Origin of the sequence: Enterobacter sp. CC120223-11, from assembly GCF_900215375.1 — a bacterium.
Lineage (GTDB): Bacteria > Pseudomonadota > Gammaproteobacteria > Enterobacterales > Enterobacteriaceae > Scandinavium.
Genome location: NZ_OBEF01000002.1, coordinates 64,654 through 85,074 on the forward strand (window position 1 = coordinate 64,654; position 20,421 = coordinate 85,074).

Annotated in this window: 15 protein-coding genes; 7 read left to right on the plus strand and 8 right to left on the minus strand. The window is 47.0% G+C overall.

Annotation, left to right across the window (positions count from 1 at the left end):
* Positions 1 to 8 precede the first annotated feature (8 nt).
* The 5 genes from CRO87_RS02575 to CRO87_RS02595 form a co-directional block, all read right to left on the minus strand.
* A complete protein-coding gene (locus tag CRO87_RS02575) occupies positions 9 to 482 on the minus strand; it encodes an antirestriction protein (protein WP_097161365.1) in 474 nt (157 codons plus the stop codon).
* 483 nt (positions 483 to 965) lie between these two features.
* On the minus strand, positions 966 to 1,784 hold the full coding sequence (locus CRO87_RS02580; RefSeq protein ID WP_097161366.1) for a DUF932 domain-containing protein: 819 nt from the start codon (positions 1,782 to 1,784) through the stop codon (positions 966 to 968).
* A 116-nt stretch (positions 1,785 to 1,900) separates the two neighbouring features.
* Positions 1,901 to 2,152, minus strand: a complete 252-nt coding sequence (locus CRO87_RS02585) for a DUF905 family protein (RefSeq protein WP_097161367.1) — start codon at positions 2,150 to 2,152, stop codon at positions 1,901 to 1,903.
* A complete protein-coding gene (locus CRO87_RS02590) occupies positions 2,149 to 2,778 on the minus strand; it encodes an EcsC family protein (protein WP_255252473.1) in 630 nt (209 codons plus the stop codon). The genes CRO87_RS02585 and CRO87_RS02590 overlap by 4 nt, the downstream gene beginning before the upstream one ends.
* A gap of 221 nt (positions 2,779 to 2,999) precedes the next feature.
* Positions 3,000 to 4,184, minus strand: coding sequence for a hypothetical protein (locus tag CRO87_RS02595; protein WP_097161369.1), 1,185 nt, complete (start codon positions 4,182 to 4,184; stop codon positions 3,000 to 3,002).
* Between the two features lie 487 nt (positions 4,185 to 4,671).
* On the opposite strand from CRO87_RS02595, the gene CRO87_RS02605 reads away from it, so the two are divergent.
* A complete protein-coding gene (locus CRO87_RS02605; protein WP_097161662.1) occupies positions 4,672 to 5,616 on the plus strand; it encodes a glycosyltransferase in 945 nt (314 codons plus the stop codon).
* A 309-nt stretch (positions 5,617 to 5,925) separates the two neighbouring features.
* On the opposite strand, the gene CRO87_RS02610 is transcribed toward CRO87_RS02605, so the two are convergent.
* From CRO87_RS02610 to CRO87_RS02620, 3 genes are all read right to left on the minus strand, one after another.
* Complete coding sequence (locus CRO87_RS02610) at positions 5,926 to 7,347, minus strand: hypothetical protein (RefSeq protein ID WP_097161371.1); 1,422 nt, start codon at positions 7,345 to 7,347, stop codon at positions 5,926 to 5,928.
* Entirely contained in the window at positions 7,344 to 12,317 is a 4,974-nt protein-coding gene (locus CRO87_RS02615) for an AAA domain-containing protein (RefSeq protein ID WP_097161372.1), read from the minus strand. Before CRO87_RS02615 ends, CRO87_RS02610 begins: the two co-directional genes overlap by 4 nt.
* A 160-nt stretch (positions 12,318 to 12,477) precedes the next feature.
* Positions 12,478 to 12,813: a PD-(D/E)XK nuclease family protein gene (locus tag CRO87_RS02620; protein WP_097161373.1), complete on the minus strand. Its 336-nt coding sequence runs from the start codon at positions 12,811 to 12,813 to the stop codon at positions 12,478 to 12,480.
* A 361-nt stretch (positions 12,814 to 13,174) separates the two neighbouring features.
* On the opposite strand from CRO87_RS02620, the gene tssL reads away from it, so the two are divergent.
* Genes tssL through CRO87_RS02650 form a run of 6 tightly spaced genes read left to right on the plus strand, consistent with a single transcriptional unit; the run spans position 13,175 to position 20,420 of the window.
* Entirely contained in the window at positions 13,175 to 13,873 is a 699-nt protein-coding gene (gene tssL, locus CRO87_RS02625; protein WP_176504250.1) for a type VI secretion system protein TssL, short form, read from the plus strand.
* Positions 13,874 to 13,900: 27 nt separating this feature from the next.
* Positions 13,901 to 16,285, plus strand: coding sequence for a type VI secretion system Vgr family protein (locus tag CRO87_RS02630; RefSeq protein ID WP_097161374.1), 2,385 nt, complete (start codon positions 13,901 to 13,903; stop codon positions 16,283 to 16,285).
* A 9-nt stretch (positions 16,286 to 16,294) separates the two neighbouring features.
* On the plus strand, positions 16,295 to 17,053 hold the full coding sequence (locus CRO87_RS02635; protein WP_097161375.1) for a DUF4123 domain-containing protein: 759 nt from the start codon (positions 16,295 to 16,297) through the stop codon (positions 17,051 to 17,053).
* Positions 17,054 to 17,063: 10 nt separating this feature from the next.
* Entirely contained in the window at positions 17,064 to 17,570 is a 507-nt protein-coding gene (locus CRO87_RS02640; protein ID WP_255252474.1) for a DUF3304 domain-containing protein, read from the plus strand.
* A gap of 52 nt (positions 17,571 to 17,622) precedes the next feature.
* Complete coding sequence (locus CRO87_RS02645) at positions 17,623 to 18,135, plus strand: DUF3304 domain-containing protein (RefSeq protein WP_097161377.1); 513 nt, start codon at positions 17,623 to 17,625, stop codon at positions 18,133 to 18,135.
* The gene (locus CRO87_RS02650; RefSeq protein WP_097161378.1) at positions 18,120 to 20,420 is read left to right on the plus strand and encodes a DUF2235 domain-containing protein; all 2,301 of its coding nucleotides are present in this window, start codon (positions 18,120 to 18,122) and stop codon (positions 20,418 to 20,420) included. The genes CRO87_RS02645 and CRO87_RS02650 overlap by 16 nt, the downstream gene beginning before the upstream one ends.
* Position 20,421 lies beyond the last annotated feature (1 nt).

The following is a 20,421-nucleotide window of genomic DNA, read 5'->3' on the forward strand; positions in this document are numbered from 1 at the left end:
GGTAGCCCTCAGTCAATCAGCTGCATGATGCCGTTACATTCAGCATGCTCAAGCGCGTAATCCCGTAAATGATAATAATGCTCCGTCATGGCATCGCATTCCGTGCGGCAGGCATGGTGGCTGTAAGCCATCAGGCACACGGCAATCCCGGCTGCCTCGCTGCTGAGCTCAGCACTGTTGCCGTTCATGTCGTTGAACAGTGACCAGCACAACTCACCGTCCTCATCTTCCGGTGCAATAAAGGCTCCTCCGTTACTGAGAGAGTAAAAATCCCAGATACCGCCGTGGTAGTCTTCACACCATCGGTCCATCCTGGCGAAGATGTGCGGCTCCAGCGTTATCCACTGCTGCACATCCTCAAAGTGCTGCGGCCAGAAAACAAGTCGGTCTTCATCGGCAACTCGAGTGGCGATAATACGATTCGGGTCTGCAATCTGAACGTCTGCAGCAGGGGTAAACAATGGCAATGTGTTATCGGTCATGGTGATTCTCCATAGTGAAAGTTGGGCTTCATTTGCCCGTGAAGGGATATAAAAGGAAGTCGGTGTGCGGATGGCTGGCGAAGCGGTAACGTTTCGCTATGCTGAATACATCCGGCCAGGAAGCCGGAGCGCAAATGTAAGGGGCGTAAGCCCAAATCCTTGAAGTCCAAATCCTTTTGCTCCTGCGGGTCCCGTGACCGGCCGGAGCATTTTTTTGCTTCAGTGGAATGTACCAGTCAACAGATGTTGACGAAGGTCACACCTGGAAGGCATTGAGACTATTCCCGTATCAATGACATGGGATACAACGTGGCGTTGCGATATGTTGGTTATCAGCCGACCTGCGAATCGGCACGCTTCTGAGTCCGTCCTATAGCCCATCCCGGCAGGTAATACCCACCTCCGTAGCTTATGCCGGGATGTTCTTTTTCTTTGTTTACCACACGTACTGATATGATAAATATTGAGTCCCGGTGAAAGGTGTCAGCCCAGCACCTGTTGTAATTCTTCGGCCATTACCCACAGCGCCCGGTTCAGCTTGATATCCCCGTCGATACCGTTAACCGCGCGGGTACGGCTACGTTTCCCCTGTGCTGAACGACCACTTAAGCCCCCCTTACTCAAATTTTCCTGCAGCGTATTGAAAGTCGTCCACAAATCGCTTTTCTCGTCCTGCCAGCGACGCGGTGCCAGCACCTGGGATTCGGTGACAGGCTGATGCTCTTCGCCAAACCGGTAATTCAGTGCCGCTTTCGCAAACGCCTGCTGAGCGGGTGGCGGTAACAGCAGTGACTGCATGGCCTCGCGCTTCTCCTCCACCCGGTCAAACACCCCAAGCACTTCGTAAGCCCCTTCAATGACTTTCTCAACAACATCACCGCGATGCGGTACACGGATTTCGCCAAACGACTGGCCGCAGACCAGCGAATTGGTGCAGACGCTGCGAAAAACGCCTGGTAATAACTGAAAGCTGGATGCGCCATCGTGCGAGTTAAGAATGATGATTTCCGGCACCTGCTGACCGTTTATCTGCCCGGCACGGCGAAGTCGCAGCATGTGCTTGGTGTGCCCACGCTTGCTCTGGTCACGCACTTTGGTCTGGCAGGCGAAGAACGGCTCAAACCCTTCGCGCTGAAGGTTCTCCAGCAGAGTGATAGTCGGGATATAGCAGTAGCGTTCCGAGCGGGATTCGTGCTTGTCCTCGCCAAAGACGCTGGGTACATGCTGGTGTAATTCGTCGTGGGTCAGCGGGCGATCGCGGCGTATCTGGTTGATACGACCAAAGCGGGATGCTAATCGCATAATGAAAACTCCTTGTGGTTAACGGCATAAAAGCAAAAGGCCATGTTCCGAAGAAACATGGCCTGATGCAGTGGATGGCAGTTGTGATAAAGAACGACGATGGATGCTGACTGCGGTCAGTTGTCGTCAGAGAGTGAAGGAACAGGGATACCATCACTGACGATATAGCGATTGAGCATCACCCCGGCTTCCGGGGCAAAGTTCCAGTCGCGCCAGATGAGCATACTGTCGGTATCACGGATAACGAGGCGAAAATGGGTACCCTGGTCGTCCTCGATGGCGACATTGGTGTATGCGGCGGCTATCGCTTCGGCCTGAGCGCGGGTGAACGTTCCCTGCGGCAAGGAAGGAACCTGATGATTTTTCATGATGCTTGGCGTCCGGGATGCGGGTTCAGAAACGTGGTACAGGCAATGCGACCAATCGTGCGGGTGGTGGCGACATCGACTGCCCCGCTGACCACGCCACCGGCAAGTGGCACCAGACGGACAAACTGACCGCCGGTGCGCATACCTGTCCGGGCAGCCATCAGCACCAGGGTTTTCTCCACAATCTTCCGTGTGAAGGGCCGGGTCCAGTTTTCCATCGCCTGTAGCGCCACCTCCTGTAGCAGTGCTTTGGCAGCATTACCGCACAGGCAAAGCCCGGCGAGCGCCCGGATACGTTCGTCAGCCAGATTATGTTTCCCGAGGCAGGCAATGGCTGCCACCAGTCGGGTCTGGAGAAACAGCACGCTGGTGATATTCAGCGGCAGTGTGACGGGCATCGCCACCACACCGCCCACACCGGATAAAAAGCCGGTACTGCCCGCCTTGACGCTCTCCCAGCGGATCATCGCGTGGGCGGCCTTCATCACATTACCCTCCGCATCCGCGAGATAGCGTTCTGCCAAGGTTTCAGCCGATTCGATCCCGGCAATCCTGCTGACGGCTTTGTCATAGAGCCAGCCCATCATCGCCTGAATGCTGCGGGGGCTGCGTTCCTCACCAGGCATTTGGCCGTCATGGTTTATCTCATCGTCGTATTCAAATTCGTCGTTATTTTCCATCGGTTCTCCTGCTTAAACAGTGGATAAAAGAAAGGCCAGGGACATCGCTGTGATGAGCCTGGCCGGTGGATTTGCTGTCAGAGGGCATAAAAGCAACAGGCCACGCCCTCCTGAGAAGGTGTGGCCTGCTGGCACAGGGTTATCCCTGTGGTTAATGATTTTTACTGTCAGTTCAGGGTGAAGTGTTCACCCATTTTTTCGTTGTCAACGTGACTGTCCTGGGGAAGCACGCGGGTATCGAGCTTCAGACGGGTTTTGCATTCATGAGCCGAAATCAGGTCACCGTTTTTGTAAACCCGGATGCCCTGAAACTCTTCGTGCCCGGTGTCTTTGCTCAGCAGGATGTAGTCGTATATCCCTTTGTTAAAGCGGATGTAGCTGGCCGAGCCCATGCCCAGCGGTACGTGGTAGTGGAAGGCCTTCACACCGAACTGTCCCTCCGCTAATTCCAGCTCGGGTTTATCGCTTTTATCCGTGTAGGTGTAACGATAATCCTGCCCGGCAGCAGCATAGACTCCCACATTTTTCCCGTTATCCAGGGTGCAGAATGCATTAACCGGGAAATATGCTGACTGCTGAGCTGTCTGTATCTCTGGTTCTGTTGTTCCTGGTGTACTTTTCGACCCACGCTGTTGTGCCGCGAGGCGGCGGGCTTCGTTTGCGGCTGTTGCATCCTTTTGCGCCTGACTACCCGGCTCATAAAGATTTTTACTGGCTCCGTCTCCATAGAACCCACCTTTTCCGGTCAGACTTGTATCCCTGCCTGCGCTGGGATTGTAGTTGGCAGCTATTTCAGGATCGGCTTCGCGTGAAAATGCCTGCTTCGATTGTTTATGCCATTGGCCGTTTTCATCCTGTTTGTAACCCATCTTTGTCATGTCCTGTTGATACGTTTTCTGCGGATCAAAGTCGGCAACTTTCTGGTTGATGATGGATGAGCAGGCTTGTGCAAAGTCAGCGGTGTTGACATTAAACGCGGTCCCAAAGGTATTGAAAGTCACCTGTTTGCTGTCAGTCATGGTATTGATAATTGAGCGAATATCTTTCGTGGTGGGCGTGAACTGGATGGTGTGGTACTGCGTCTGAGCGTTACACATTGCACTGGATGGATAACGGATCCCCCCGACGCCAAAGTTGCTGCCTGTCAAATCAAATGAGCCGCGACCATTACACCGGGCCTGCATTTCAATCAATCCGATATTATCGGGCTTCACCCGGACAATGCTCCCACCGTCATCGCTGTACGTCTGACAATAGCTGCCGTTAATAGTCCAGGCGGCAGAGGCATTAAAAGCCGCCATGCTGAACACCGCTGCCAGCAAGGTGTGCTGATGTGGAAGGTATTTCTTCATTCAATTTTCTCCTTTTTTATCTCTGAGCGAGAAACCCTCGCCCTACCTTTTTCGTTGTCGATAACCCTTTCAGGTCGTGGAAATGACCCGCCGTGAACGCATGTCCAGGCGGATGTCAGAGGCAATAACATGATCGTTTTTATCGATCGATTTAATGATATTGATCTGTATAATCAATTGATGGTTTTGTAAAGACAACCAATGCACGACGGTGAATCGTGATTAACACCATGTTTTAACGCCGTTTTAGTCAAGCGTGGTTGAAGGTGGCTGGCTCAAGGGAATACAGGTGATGGAATGAGAAGATGTGAAAGATGTAACAAGAAGAGAGGGTTTATCAGCCGCTTTTGGGGGCTTGATAAGGACTACTGCGATAACTGCCTGCTGATAATGAACCAGGAAATCAGGGAGAAAAGAGCGCAGCCCGAACTCAATAACCGTCCTCAGCAACGAAACGCCCGTTAACCGCAGTCAGTTCACTATGCACATGAAAAAACCAACGGATATCAGCATCATCATTCCTGCATTTAACGCACAGAACACCATTGGCGGCCTGGTGGCGTCACTTCTCAGTGAAAGTGACATCGGCACGGAAGTCATTGCTGTGGATGATGGCTCCACTGACGACACCGCCGCGATATTGCAAGCCATCGATGATGAACGGCTGGTGGTTATTAGCCAGAATAACCTGGGCGTGTATGCGGCAAGAAACGCCGCACTGGCAGTACACCGGGGTGAATGGGTGGTCTTCCTGGATGCTGATGACAGGATTGAAGAAGGGTTTCTCCGGGAGCGTCTGAAGAGCGCAAGGGCGAACCGGGCCGATGTCGCTATTTTCAATGGCTGGCATACCGACAACAGCGGCTTACTACGAAGACCGGTTCATCGTAAACAGCCTTATGCTCAGGCGCTCAACGGGCATGCGTGGATACAGCAATGCGTGGCGCAGAAAGAATGGCCGCATTACCTGTGGCTGCAGATGGTACGCTCGTCATACATCAGGAAGAATAATCTGCGTTTTCAGGAGGGTAAAAGCCACAAAGATATCCTCTGGACGATTAATCTGGCCGCTGCAAACGGCCTGTTTTATTTCGCTGGCAGAAAAGACTATTTCTACATCACGAACCCGGCATCAATTACCCACCGGCAGGACTACTACGATATCCGGGCGTACAGCTACATTGACGTTATCAGCGACATTCTGGCCCTCTCATCTCAGCCACAGCACCACGAAATCAGAACGCCTCTGAGAAGACATGCGCTGGTTGAGTGTCGCCACTTTCTCGGGCTGTATCGGCGTAAGATTGCCAACCGACAGGCAGCCCGGATGCGGTTCAGGCAGCGAGTCACGTTGCGTCAGTTGATTGCCGGGGTCAGCAACCTGAGTGACCTCTTTTTTGTGCTGAAATTCGTGGTGAAAATTTACATGTAATTCATGGTGATAATTTTTGATGGATATCGGGTAACGACAGACCACCACAAAGGGCTGTGCTCGTTGGCAACGCGACCTGCCTGCGGTCAGAGGGGAGGTTCGTGATTCGATGAATAATGGAAGCCTGCAGTTCAGGTATTTGCGACTCACCGTTTACTCCTGTGAAAAACATGCTGGGAATATGATGCTTAGTGATTCACAGAGGTAATATAGATGTGAGATATTTTTGGATTAACCAATAATTTTGGATCGAGAGCAACAAGAATAAATGATTAAATATCCCTCGCGCTAGCGAGGGGTATGTCAATGTTAGAGGTTTTTTAGAAGGCCAAAATTATGCGGTTTGTCATGAGAACTCGAACTTTCTATATACTCTTCGACTAGTTTAGAGATTTTGCTGATGATTTTTTTATCCTCAGCTATAAAGCCTACGGGCAATGTGACTGGTAAGCTTTCAGGGAAATTAATATGATAGAAAACAACAATAAATTCATTTTCTAAGTATAAAACTTCGACATTACCATCCATGAAACCTTCAGCAATACCATAGTTTAAATTACTACTTTCTCTAAAATCATAAACCAGTTTGCTTAATGTCCTTCTATCTTTAGGACTTGATAAAGGAAGGTATAATTTAGGCGTAAATACCCTCTCAGGATTTTTACCTGTCGTCAGCTGGAGATTCTCTAACTCACTTAAACAGTCGATGATTCGTGATGATTTCCCCCAATAAGGATCAGACGGAGCTAACCATATTAGTTGCTTTGTTTTTTTGTCTTCTGATATAGTTCTATTTGCAATGTATTTTTGGATCTTACTTGATATAAAGCTCCAATTTGAATTTGAGTATAATGGTCCTGCCAGTATTTTAGGTTTTTGTAAGTTGGCTAGAGATTCAGCGGATGCAATAGCAAAAGATGCGGGGCTGATAGAGAAATCGTTAAAAATTTGCTTAGTCCATGTATCTTCAAAGTTAGCCATAGCTGTAGCTATCATCGATATATTGGATGGTCTTTTGTTATGACCTAAGCTTTTTGTTATCATTTCATGAATATCAGCGGAATCATCTAATAGATCGAAATCTTCTCGTTCAATGGGTCTTCCATCTACATCAACATAGAATTTGCAAGTTAATCTAAGAGCATCTTTTGTTAGTTTGTTTACTGCATCCATTGTGTATATGCTTGGGCGGTCTGTTCCTTCAGTTCTAACACCTTTGAGATAGCCTTTGTCGAGATATTTATAGAATTCTTTCTGGAATTTTTCTTTAGCTAAATTTTCTGAGCAAGATAATAGTTTGTTGTCAACATGCAATTCAATACCTTGCTTCCAGCGATCGAATGTACGCTTATTTCCTATGCAATTAAAGCCACATAACTCGAACGACAATGTAGTACCCGTTTCCTGAATTGATGAAGTCTTAGGTGGGGAACCAATACTATCAAAGTACCCTGTAGATTGTGGTGTAAGTTCAACACTCCCATGTGTATTGAAACGCAGATCTCCCTTATCCATGAGATCAGAAATAGCCTCATCAACTTCGTCCTTATTTAATCCAATATAAGTTGCTATTTGTGAAGGTTTCATAGGTGCAAGCTGTACTAAGCGTAAGACAAATTCTCTAATGAAAGATAAGCCTTGCTTGGTTACATATGAAAATTGGATGTTAAATCGATGAACTGGAACAAGAAAGTCCATTTCATGATAGTTCAATCTAATTTGCTCACTCATTTTGATACCTCTTCAAGATTTTTCTCGATATCAACTATTCGATAATTTGGTGATTTCTCATAAAAATTTTGCTTATCTTCAGATGATCGATCTGATATAAAGCTAAGAACTTTTCCTAGTGGAAGATCTTTATTGGTACCTGTCCACATATGTGTTGAACCCACGATTATTAATCGATCCATTGCTCGAGATATTGCAACGTTTATTCTATTGGGGGTTTTTAAAAATTTAGGTTTTTTATCAGAACTAGAACGTGTTACAGAAAGAATTATAATTCTATTCTCTTTACCTTGATAACTATCAACAGTATCAATTTTCACCAATGATTTGAAATCATCATTCCAATCAATCTCATTAAATTTTTGCCTTATAATTCTTTTTTGTTCACCATACATACAAATTACACCAATTGCAGCCTCGTCTTTTTTAACTATGTCCTTTAAGGCGTTAACGAAATCTGGTTTACAGGATATATTTTTTAGCAAGTTGATGATGATATCGGCTTCAGTACGATTGTAGATACTGATGCCTTTATCCTCGCTGTGATAGCATTTCTTCCCTAACTTAGATGTATCAATCCAAGTAACAATACTCTGTAAGGCTGCTGGGACATCGTTATAAATATCGGGGATTGAACGAGACCCATTTTCAAGTTCGCCGTTATAGAAAGTTGCAGAAACAATATTACCAATCTGAGGGGCCATACGATATTGAGTGAGCAGAGATGCTCCTGCTTGAATTCCATACGGAGATTCAAAGCCTCTCGCAAAATCACTCTGTAAAATAGCATCTAAGTCAACATCCTTGTCTGCAATACCTAATTTTAAAGCAAGAGCTCTTTTATGAGCATCAGAATACAATGGAGGTAATTGTTTATGGTCACCGACTAAAAGTACACGTTTTCCTGATTGCATAGCTATAGCTAATTCACTTGCAATAGAGCGAGCAGCTTCGTCTATTATTACCCAATCATATTGATTTTCAGCTATGCCTAAATGTTTTTGTCCGATACCTACACATGTTCCGGTGACTAATTGTCTTGAGCGTGCAAAAAATTCTTCATAATTTACACGCTCTGTTTCTAAAACATCTATCATGTCACGTGATACAGCAGCCAAAGCAGTCGCTTTTCTTGCTTCATCAGGGCGAACCGAGTATCGTGAGCATAAATGATTAATGACTTCACGTTTTGCTATTCTTATATCTTTATCTGCTGGGTAATCTAGAAAATACACTTGAGATAAGGATTTTCGTATGCTCGCATCAATAGATGCAATGTTCAATTTCAACTGGTGTTGCTCGTCTTTTTCTAACTGCTGATTTTGTATAGCATCAAAGCACTTACTCAAATTTTCGATTTGTTTAAATAGAATAAGTTCAGCTTCGACTATAGATGAAATGAACTCAGGCTGTAATCCTAATGCTTGGGCTAAGAATTCTACTCGATATTTAAACTCTGCTCTAAAAAGTTCTCTTTTTTCTGCAATTATAGCATTTGAGTAAACATCTTTAAGCCCTGTTGATACAGCCCCTTCGCGATTGCTAAACCTCACAATATTTAAAGGTGTCCCTAAGCGTATACAGTGCTTTCTGATCCGTTCAGCAGCAGTATTAACTGCTTCGTGTGATTGGCTAACTAATAAGATACTTTTGGATTTCTGTTTTTCAATAAGATAATGAACAAAAGCAGCAATGAACTCTGTTTTTCCAGTGCCAGGAGGTCCTTGTAGTAAGGATAATGGGCCATTGTTTAGTAGTTTTGAAAAAGCATTACGCTGTTGCTCATTAAGGATTATATTATTTCCGTGATCATCTTTTCGATCGTATCGTGAAAAATCCGTATCTGTAACTTCAATTTTATATTGAGTAGCATCAATATTACAGTCAGTATCAAAATACTGAGATAAATTACTTATAACACTTTCACGATCTAATATCCTTTGAAGGGCTGTTTTTCTCTTAATATATGAAGCTTTATCTGCTTTGGTTCTAAAGAAAACTTGTTCGCCATCTTCTAAATGCTTGGCTTTAAAACTAAGTTTATGTAAGCGAATTTCATTGAGTGCACTTTGTTTTAGTATGACTTCACCTAGTCTGACTTCTTCATCACCTTTAGTTTGTAAAGCTTCCACGATATCAGTTTTTGCAAACCCTCCTAGGGCATCTACATCTGAAGAGTACGGCAAAATAATTTCGTTATCATTGTCTTCAACAGATACTACACCACCCACCATCTCGATATATGGATATGCTTCAGTCTCGGTTTCTAATATTGCTTTCCAGAGTTTAGCGGTAGAGATAGAGAGAGTGTTCTCTTTGTTATTGCCCTGATCTAATTTTCTAAAGGCTTCTTTTAATTGTTCAGTTAAACCATCAATCTTTGGTTCTTCATCCTGATTGTAAACTGTATCTACCGTTCTTAAAAAGGCTTCATTAGTAGAAAGTTCTTTGGACAGTCCGGATAGTTCCATTACTGAGCCAGATTGTATATGAATAGAGAAATCTAAGACTAACTGACATTTTTCAATATCTGATTTACGTAGGTTATCTCTAACATTCGGTCGAAAACAAACGATGAAAGCCTTTTCGGTAGTTCGGTAAATAGTTTTAACTTGCCCGCCAAGTCCAATGAAAGTTATAAGAACATCAGTGCTATTTGTGTTACTTTTCTCAACGTGAACATATAGCTCTCCATTATCTGGATAAATTGTTAATTCTTCAAAAACTTCTTTTGCAGTAATTTCGATTATAGAATTTGTAATATCTTTAGTGGGTAATAAAGCTTGTTTAAAACGCAGTAAGTCTTTGAACCCAGCGTCACGGTCTTGCAGTTCATTTTTTACACAATCAGCTAGTTCGGTAAAGTGTTCAGAATTACCTCCCCACTCGATACCGAGTAACTCACAGCTTAATCTCATAACTGCAAAGTTATCTCTTTCAAATCCAGTGCAACTGTCAAATTGCTCTGGACAATAGCGAGGGCTTTTAGGTTCATTACCATCTAAACAAAAGTCAGGAATATCAATAATTATGATTTCAATTTCACTGCCTTCTCCATTCACTAGGATATTTTTAGGGTGTAAATCACCATGATAAATGCCCAATCCATGAAGGTGTTCAATTGCAGCTATCAACTTATTGATAATAGTTGTTTTTTCATCCTGCGTCACTTGCACAGTATCAAAAAAATCTCCAGTGCATTTGTCAGTAACAAGAAAGAGGCTAGATGATTTTGTCGCTATGCCATATTCTCTAATGCAAGGTATATAAGGAGGGTTTATGGATGCAATACGTTCAATACGTTTGAGAAAGTGTACTATTTTTGAGCCTAGTAATGGCTCATCATTAGTAGGATTTATATTGAGCCAGGCTTTAACTATGAGATCGCCTGAGATATAGACTTCCTTCTCATCTGTTTCAACTATAAACTCATCATCTCTATACTGCCTCGAGTGATTTATTGTTCTTCTAAATGGTTCTAATTCAGAATCATCGAAGTCAAAGTGGTTATCAAGTTTTGGCTCTATTGATTTTAAAGCATCAAAAAGCTCTCCTGCGTCACAAAAATATTTTCCATTGATGGCGTTGATTAAAATTTCGCTATACCAAAATGTGGAGGCAGAGAGTTTCTTCTGCATTTCCTCTAAACTAATCTCAGACATTCTCAAATTAGATAGTATATGCCAGCAAATAATACCAATGGATTTAACATCTTCTTGGAATGGAGTTAGTTCATTATCGGGTTTTGTACCAATAACTGACAACTGGCTCCTGTAGTCACCAACTGTACCGATGGGTTGGTGATATGCCGAGATAAAATTAGATAAGGCAATTTCTTTACCTGGGGAAATCCATAAACTATGATCTGCAAGATCCCTATGGGCTATTTTTATTCTATGCAAATCAGCAAATTTCGCTATCAACAGCTTAACTAAATTAATACGATCGGAATCTGAAAAGTTCAGTCCAAATTTCCCAATGAATTCGTTAAAACGATTATGGCTTGGGGGAAGTTCAAATATTTCATTGAATTCTGTTGTTATATCTTCTTTCTGTATGTTAGTTAAAGAACGTAAACAATGTTTGTAGAGATCATGGTTTTGGTGTTTAATATAACCAAGAACTTCACGCTCACGAGAGACAATACTATACCTTCCTTCTGGTGTGCCCCCTTTAACTCCGCGAAATTTACTAAAGTCCCATACTCTCAACAGTGCCTCATCTTGTTTAGATACTTCTGAAATAGCTAAGAACTCTCGATAAAGCTTTGTTGGGTGCTCATCAAATATTAATGTGCTTGATTTATACCCACCAACGCTAATTGGTTTAGGTGCCGTTGCATTAATATTAAATAAGTCGTCAAACACATGGAAATCTTTGTTTAATACTTGTGCGGCCGGATGTGGTCTGAACTTCTTTTGGAAAGTTTTTCTGTCGGATAATGAAAGGAAATCATCTAGACTTAATGTGTGAAGTCGCTCATGATCCGGTAATAGCGAGAAATCTGCGTTACCAGTCATGACAACAAGAAACTCAACTGAAGGAGGAAAGTCTTTATTAGTAAATCGATGTCTTTCACGTTTAATTTTATTATCTAATAAAAACTTTTTGTTGCGTGTAATGCTTACTGGGGAACGCCCCATTAAGCGAGAGTTTTTGTACCAGTTATCCTTGCTGGAAGTAACCTTTCCATTGTTCCAATCTTTCAATTCGATAATTAGCACATTGCAATGAGTAACAATCACTAAGTCGAATTCACCCTCGTATCCACTATTCATATCTACAAATCGAAAGCCTGCATATCCTTTCCAGGGAAACATGCTCGAACCTGATATGTTACGTAACTGCTCTTGCATTGACTTGCCATGGTTAAGCAGTTTTGGTGATGGTGGGCAAAAGGTCGATTTTATTTTTTCAATAGCACTCAGCTCTTGTGCTTGTAGTCCGCCTTCCCAAATTTTTATTTCCAAAATTTTTCCTCAGTATATCTACTAACGACCAAAAGAAAATACCACTGTAAATTGTCGCTGTCATCTATCCAGTTGGTTTATGTGATGTTCACTAACTTTTTAATTTCTAGAGAAAATAGTGCTAATTCTTTTCAGAATGGCACAGGATTTTGGGGCAGGGTCAGTGATGCCAAATTTTGTTTTCCAGCGCCATAACCCACTCTTCGGATTCAAGCAAAATATCAATCCGGCTTCCGGTTATTGTCATAACTTCACAAGAAGGCTGTGACGACAGGGCTACACCATGTGTTCCGGGGAGGCATTCCATGAATGCCTCCAGCATTAATGTGCTCAGATTGTGACCTGCATCAGGATCGATAAAGAAGGCGAGGAGATCGCTGATTGGATTCTCATAGTGTCCTTGTGCTCCGATAGAAAAAAGATTCAGCTCGGTTTTATTGGGCTGGGGAAGTGATTTCAGCTGCGCTAGTAACGCTTTGAGTTCTGACAGGTCCACATGCATTCCCTTGGGGTATAGCGTCTAAACAGCAATATAACTAATCTGACAGATCTTCTCCATACATGCACAGTTGTCGTGATTGGGAAGCGGTTCTTAAGTTTTTATTAGCTTGGCTAAAATATTTTCTAGAAATAATTTTAAAGAATGTATTTTTAGTGTGAATGTATTTTGGTTATGAATAAAACATTGAATATTCTTTTGGATTTTTTTAGGTTTTTTCAAGCTCCGCCTGTGGCAAGGCCTGAGGAGTTAGATACTGTTTATATTACATTTTGTAACATCCGTTTCATTGCCCGTCAGATTGCACACTAATACCATCGGTGATAATAAGCCTTACTCTAATCATGGACATAGCTTCGTGGCTTCAACTGCCCCCGGAACGGATATTCAGGCAAAACTCATCACACCTGCCTTCATCGATAATATATTTCAGGATACATGGCTTCTCGCTTTAGCCATTAGGAATATTCCCGGCGTTGAGGTTGATGAAGCGCTTTATCAACATTGCCTGGATATGATTGAGGATGTGCAAAAAAGACTTCGTAATGCCGGTGCATCGGAGTATCTCTGCGATGAGTTCAAATTTGTGCATTGCGTCTTTCTGGACGAGGCCATTATGAACCAAAAAGATGTGGATACATCATATTGGTGGCATGCGTCTCCTTTACAGTCACGATTATTGATGGATCTGCGAGGCGGCGAAAAATTCTATGTGCACCTGAATAAGTTGCTTCGTGAGGTCGCACCTTCAGAAGCTATTCTGACCTGCTATCACCGGATGCTGACGCTGGGCTATCAGGGGAAATATCAGCTAGATGGTGGCGAAGCAAATGAAGAACGGCAATCGCTGCTGAAACAACTGAATGAGCTGTTACCCGCAGCCAAAGGCAAAATCAACACGCCGATTTTTATTCACAACCGCCGCCCGGACATTCGCTTCTGGCGGCGTTCACCGTGGGTAATGCGCTTTCTGGGGCTACTGCTGATTGCTGCCGCGTCCTGTGCGATGAGCATCCATCTGCACTATTTACTCGGTCAGTGGTACACGCTGAGCTGATAACAACTGACCAGGGAGAAGCAGGTCATGAGCGAAAATACGTTTACCCTTCAGGGGAGCAAAATTCCGGTCTACAACCACTACCAGCTGAAAGTGCCGGAGCTGCAAAAGCAACGCCCGGACATTCAACTGTCGGTGCTGCGTTTCAGCGGTGAAGAAGCCCTGAATACCCCGTGGCGTTACTCGATTGAGCTGACCAGTGCGACTCCCGATATTCCCTCCGATGTGCTTATCAACACCACAGCACAGCTTCTGTTTTACCCTGATGGCAAGCCCTGGCAGGCCGTCAGTCCTCGCGTCATGCGCGGTGTCATCACGTCTTTCCAGCAGTGCGAGCGCTCTGCCGATACCACACGCTATGTGGTGGTGCTGGAGGCCAGCTTAGCGTTGTTACGCAACAGCCTGACCTATGCGGTATACCAGAACAAAAGTGTAATTGGGGCCGTCGAAGATATCCTGAAGCGCTGGGAGTTCTCCAGCCTCGATTATCGCTACCAGCTGAATACACAATACCCGGTGCGGGATTTCTTTATCTCCTATGCCGAAAGCGATCTGGCCTTTATTCAGCGTCATCTGGCCCGTGTTGGCGTGTTCTACTACTTTGCATGGGATGATGAAAATCACCGTGATGTTCTGGTGCTGGGTGATTCCGGGCACGCTTTTACGGATGGCCCCCAAATTGCATTTCGTCATCCTTCAGGCCTGTTTGATGGTGGTCTGGAATCGTTGTGGGATGTGACGGTCAACCGCCATACGGTTGCCGGGCAGACGCGGGTGAACGATGAATATTACCGCGAAGCCCAGAGTGATATGCAGGCGCAGCTGGAAACCGATCTGGATAAACCTGCGCTCACCGGCGAAGAATACCGTTATGGCGAGAATTACAAAGAGCAGGGCAGGCAAGCCGCTGAACAGCCGGAGCAGGGCCGCTGGTTTGTTAAGCGCCGTCGTGAACGTCTGACCACAGAGCAGGTCATTTTTGACGGTAAATCTAACGGGATGGATATCCGTCCGGGGATGATTATCCATCCGCAGGGCAAGAGCTGGGAGGATGCGCCGAAAGGATTGTTAGTGGTATCGACCTCATCGCAACGTGTTTCCCGCGATACGGCCTACATTATCAGCTTTACCGCTGTACCGAATCGCCAGCACCTTTCTTATCGACCTCCTTTGCTGGCCCGACCTCACATTGCCGGTACGCTGCTTGCTAGGGTCACAAGCCCGGTTGAAAACGCACAGTATGCCGAACTGGATGAAACCGGGCGATACCGGGTGCGATTCCAGTTTGACCTCAACACCACCTGGCAGGCAGGTTTTGAAAGTCTCCCTGTGCGCCTGGCTAAGCCTTACGCCGGTAATGTTTACGGCTGGCACTTCCCGCTGATAGCCGGTACAGAGGTGATGATTGCCTTCACCAATGGCGATCCGGACAGGCCGTACATCCTCTGCGCTATGCATGATTCCCGGCATGAAGATCACGTTAATCTCTATAACTATCAACGCAATGTGTTAAGAACTCCTGCGAATAACAAACTGAGATTTGAGGACAGGCGCGGGGCTGAGCACGTTAAAATTTCGACGGAATATGGCGGCAAGAGCCAGCTGACGCTCGGCCATATCGTTGACAGTTCGCGTAACAAACGCGGCGAAGGGTTTGAGCTGCGCACCGACAGCACCGGCACACTCCGGGCGGGGAAAGGGCTTTACCTTACTGCCGATGCGCAGGCCACGGCCACCGGACAAGTGCTGGATATGTCTCCGGCGATAAGTCTGGTCAAAGGGGCCATCAGTCAGATGGCCGACTGGCACACTATCACGCAGTCACATCACAATTTCCAGCCTGATGCCACGCACCTGAAAGCCTATCTGGCTGCTGCCGACCAACTGAAGTCTCCGGCCATGCTGCTGAGCGCCCCGCAGGGCATTGGTGTGGTCAGCCCCGAAACCGTTCTGGTTAACAGCGGCCAGACGCTGCATCTGCAAAGCCAGGGCGAAACCAATATTGCCAGCGGGGAGCGCATTTCCCTGAATGCCAGCCAGACCATTTCACTGCTCGCACAGCAAGAAGGGATACGCATGGTGTCCGGTAAAGGGCCGCTGACCATCGAATCGCATGGCGATCTGATGGGCTTAACAGCCCTGAAGGATGTCACCGTGCAGTCCACGCAGGGTGAACTTCATTTCGCGGCGAAGAACGGTATTGTGCTGGGCTGCGGCGGCGCGTCGATTCGTATCACGCCGCAGGGCAGTATCGAGATCCATACTCCAGGTAAACTGAGCCTGAAAGGTCAGCACGTCTGGGATGCGCCAGCCAGCGTTGAAACACAGCTGCCGGAACTGCCGAAATCGGTGTGTAAAGACTGCCTGAAGAAAGCGCAGGAAGCCGCTGCCGCCTTTGCGGCGCGTGGATAAGGACAGGCAATGACAACGACACCGCCGATCACGCTCAAAAAGCACATGCTCTGGATGCAGCAGGCTGAATCCCTTTGTTCCGCTGCCGGGCAGGACTACATCGATGTTCTGGTTGACCAGGCCGGAACTGACCAGCCGCTGCAAAATGCCCTGCGCCAGTTATCGCCAGAGGCGCTCTGGTTTGAACTGTTCGAGGGAACCCCGGAAGGAGGAACGCTGGAATATTCACCGGTCGTCATGCGTCTGCACTTCGCGGTGACGAGTCACCGGATGTGGCTTGAGCAGCTGCTGGAATACTTCTCGGACACGCCGCGCCTGACGTTGCTGATCTCCCCTCTGGCCTTTGATTTGTTATGCCGCCACTTGCAGGCCTTGTCACAGGTGCAGTGGGAGGAACAAACCGGCCTCCTGCGGTACTACGATAACCGCGTCTTTCCCTCCCTGCTTGCCCACGTCCTCACCTCAGAGCAACAGGCCGCATTTACGGATATCGCGTTGTTCTGGGGCTGGAGAGACAGAGACGGTGAGATTGTCTGGAAGTCCGGTACTTTCCTACCGACGCGCACGCTGGCCGATGACCCGGAACTCAGCCGGGTTGATGATGCTCAGGTTGGCCTGATGGGCTGCATCGGTGATGCCGATACGCTGATGAAGGAAAAAAGCGTCAGTAATATCAGCCGGGAAAGCCATTTTGCCGATTGTCTGGATATTGCCTTCAAGGCTAACGATGCAGGGTATTTCGGTGCTTTACAGGATTTTGAGGGATAACGCGATGAGGATGACCCGCAATGTTCTCCTGATCAACAGCATGCTCTTGGCCGTGCTGCTTAGTGCGGGATGTTCACAGTCAGCGAGTTCGCCATCGAGCGCGGTGAATATCAGCGGCATCAACCATGTCGCGGGGCAGACCGTTAACTCATTCACGGTTAACGGCTACGGCGGTTCGCTCATTGGCAATAGCTGCTGCATTATGCTGCCGGACAAATGGCGACCTGGATTAAAAGCCAATATTGAATGGGAGGTAGACCCAGATGCCTATGCCTCACTTCCACCTTTGGGTACAGAAGAATTCAGAAAGGCGTATGCGCAACATGCTGCTAAATATCAGCAGCATTCCGCAGTCGTAGATATCCCAAATTATGACCAGGCATGTGGTCTTACAGTTCATTTCTTGACTTGTAATCAGGTCAAAGTGACCACCTCTTGTTACGGCTATGGTGCGCCTGAATATCCGGTGAAGGAACCGCTCAATATGAAGGAACCTGCGTCATGTCCAGTGAATTAACTCTGATTCTGCGTTCGTCAGGACAACAAATTGATAAGGAAGGGTATCCGGGATGAAGATAAATCGCATGCTGAAGGTGTGTTTCGCTTTCCTGATGGTTTTAGTTGCAGGATGCGCTAAGGCGACTGATACGGCATCCAGTGCAGCCAACATCAGTGGCATCAATCATGTTGCGGGGCAAGCCGTGAATTCATTTTCGGTCAACGGTTATGGCGGTTCGCTTACTGGTAACAGCTGCTGCATCATGCTGCCCGACAAATGGCGACCTGGTTTAAAAGCCAGTATTAAATGGGAGTCAGATCCTAATGCGAATGAGCCAATTCCCATGAAGAAAAAGGGATTTGGTTACGATGAAGATGCGTATGCAAAACATGCTGCTAAATATCAGCAGCATTCCGCAGTCGTAGATATCCCCAAATATGATCAAGCATGTGGCCTTACGGTTCATTTTTTGACTTGTAATCAGATCAAAGTGACCACCTCCTGTTACGGCTATGGTGCGCCTGAATATCCGGTGAAAGAGCCACTCAATATGAAGGAGCCTGCATCATGTCCAGTGAAATGAGTCTGGCTTTACCGTGCTGTGCACCACCAGAATTTCCCGACAATGGGCGCTTAACGCTGACGGAAGCACAGGTGAATGCCAATTACAAAAAGCAGATGAAAGAGGCTGATGATTTTAAGGCACAGCTGAGTGCGCAAGTCGGCGTTAAGCTGGGCTTCACCTGTAGTCAGAGCCTGCATATCAGCCTGTTTTTCGATGGCACGGGCAACAATGAGCACAACGATACAAACGCCTCACCTTCTCACCCGACGAATATCGCCAAGCTGTTTCATGCCACTTACGCGAAGACGGCTGAAGCCGATGGCTATTTTGCCTACTACATACCGGGTGTGGGTACGCCGTTCCCTGATATTGGGGAAATGGATTACAGCACCGATGGCCTGGCTTTCGCAGCCGGGGGCGAAGATCGTATTAATTGGGGCTTATTGCAGCTGGCCGATGCGCTGACTTTTGCCATAACAAAACAACACATACCCGCACCCACGATGAAAGCCAGCCTGGCGGGGATGCGGGAACCGTTACCCTTTACGGGGGAAGTGAATCGCCGCCTGGCGATGAATAAGTTCTTGCAGCCGCTGGAAGCGCAGATCCCCACTCATCAGCCACACCTGATTAACGTCAAATTATTCATCTACGGTTTTTCCCGTGGTGCTGCGGAAGCCCGTGCTTTTGTCAGCTGGTTAACGCAGTTACCCGATCCCAAAACGAAAGCCGCTCACGACAAACTGACGCTGGCCGGATTGCCGGTGAGTATCGAGTTTTTGGGCCTGCTCGATACCGTTCCTTCAGTGGGGGCGGCGCATATCCTGCCTGGGGCCGCAGGCCATATGGGCTGGGCCGATAATACCCAACAGCTACCCGATGAGGGCAAATTCCCCGGCCTGATCAAATGCTGCCGCCATTTTGTTTCGGCACATGAGCAACGACTCTGTTTCCCGTTGGACTCCATTCGGCGGCCAGATGGCAGCTACCCGCCAAACTGTCAGGAAGTCATCTATCCAGGAATGCACTCGGATGTGGGCGGTGGCTATCCTCCGCGTGATCAAGGGAAGTCATGCGCGGGAGTTGGAACGATTCTTTCTCAAATTGTTCTTCATGACTTATATGCTGCTGCGTTCGAGGCGGGCGCTCCGCTAGCCGTTCCCCCTGGGTCAGTAACTCAGCTCATTAAGGATAAATCTCCCCAAAGGATAATTACCGCTGATAGTGTCATTAGAGAGTATACGGTTGATGCTTTATTGATTGAGCGTTTCAACATCTGGCGGCAAACCCTCCTGAACACTACCTTGCAAGGCAATAGTGCTGATACCGAAAGCCAGGACGGCTATCGTGCCTACCAGCTTTCCCAGACCCTTGAAAGTGCCGTCACCGAACAGATTGGCTGGATCACCGCCTGGCGAATTGGCCGTTACGCCCACGGCAGTCTCACCGCGCAATATTTCTATAAAAATGCCCCGCAGCTGGATGAAGCCGGACTCGAAAGAGAGGCCGAAACGCATGATGAAAAAATGCGGATCATCAAAGCTGGTCGGGCCAAAGTGCTGAAGGAACGCAAAATACCGGACGTGAATAATCAGGGTATTCCAGACCTCGATCCGACCACCGCGCAGTATCAGCTACGCGAAGCCGCTCGTGAGTTCCAGAGCGATTACAAGGAGTGGGGGCGCGACATAAACGGCAGCTTCATTGAGAAAACCAAGCAGGTCGTTCTTGATGTGATCCCCAAACACGCCGTTTTCCTGATTAATGGCGATGATGAAGCCGCTGAATATGAGGAAATGAAAGCAGACGGCAACCGGCTATACCCGCAGCTGTTCACCGATAAGCTGGGAACCGGAATCCGTACCCAGCCCCGCGCTGAATTACTGGCCCTCTATGACGAGCAGATCCACGATTCCCGAGCCTGGTTTATGCAAAGTTCGCTCGGTGGCCGTGAACCCTGGGGCGGTTACTTCCGTTATCGCATGATCTACTGCGGCAACAAGGCCAATAAGAAACTGCAACTGATTTCCGTGGAAGGCAAAGTCGTTGGCGCACAGCCAACCTCAAACCGGGTTGTCTATCTGGTTGAGCCAAAGTCGGCGTACAAAGGTGAAGTCCATAAGGTGACGGATCTGGCTACAGGTTCGACGCAGACTCTGGCCGCCGGTGCGCAGTCGGCAGCAGGGTATGAACCCGGCAGCGTTGCGTCACAGACCCGCTCAGACACCATTAACGAACAGCACCAGGCGATGATGAATTCCTCCATCGATATGCTGAAAGCGTCGGGGGTGAAAGTCCTGTGAG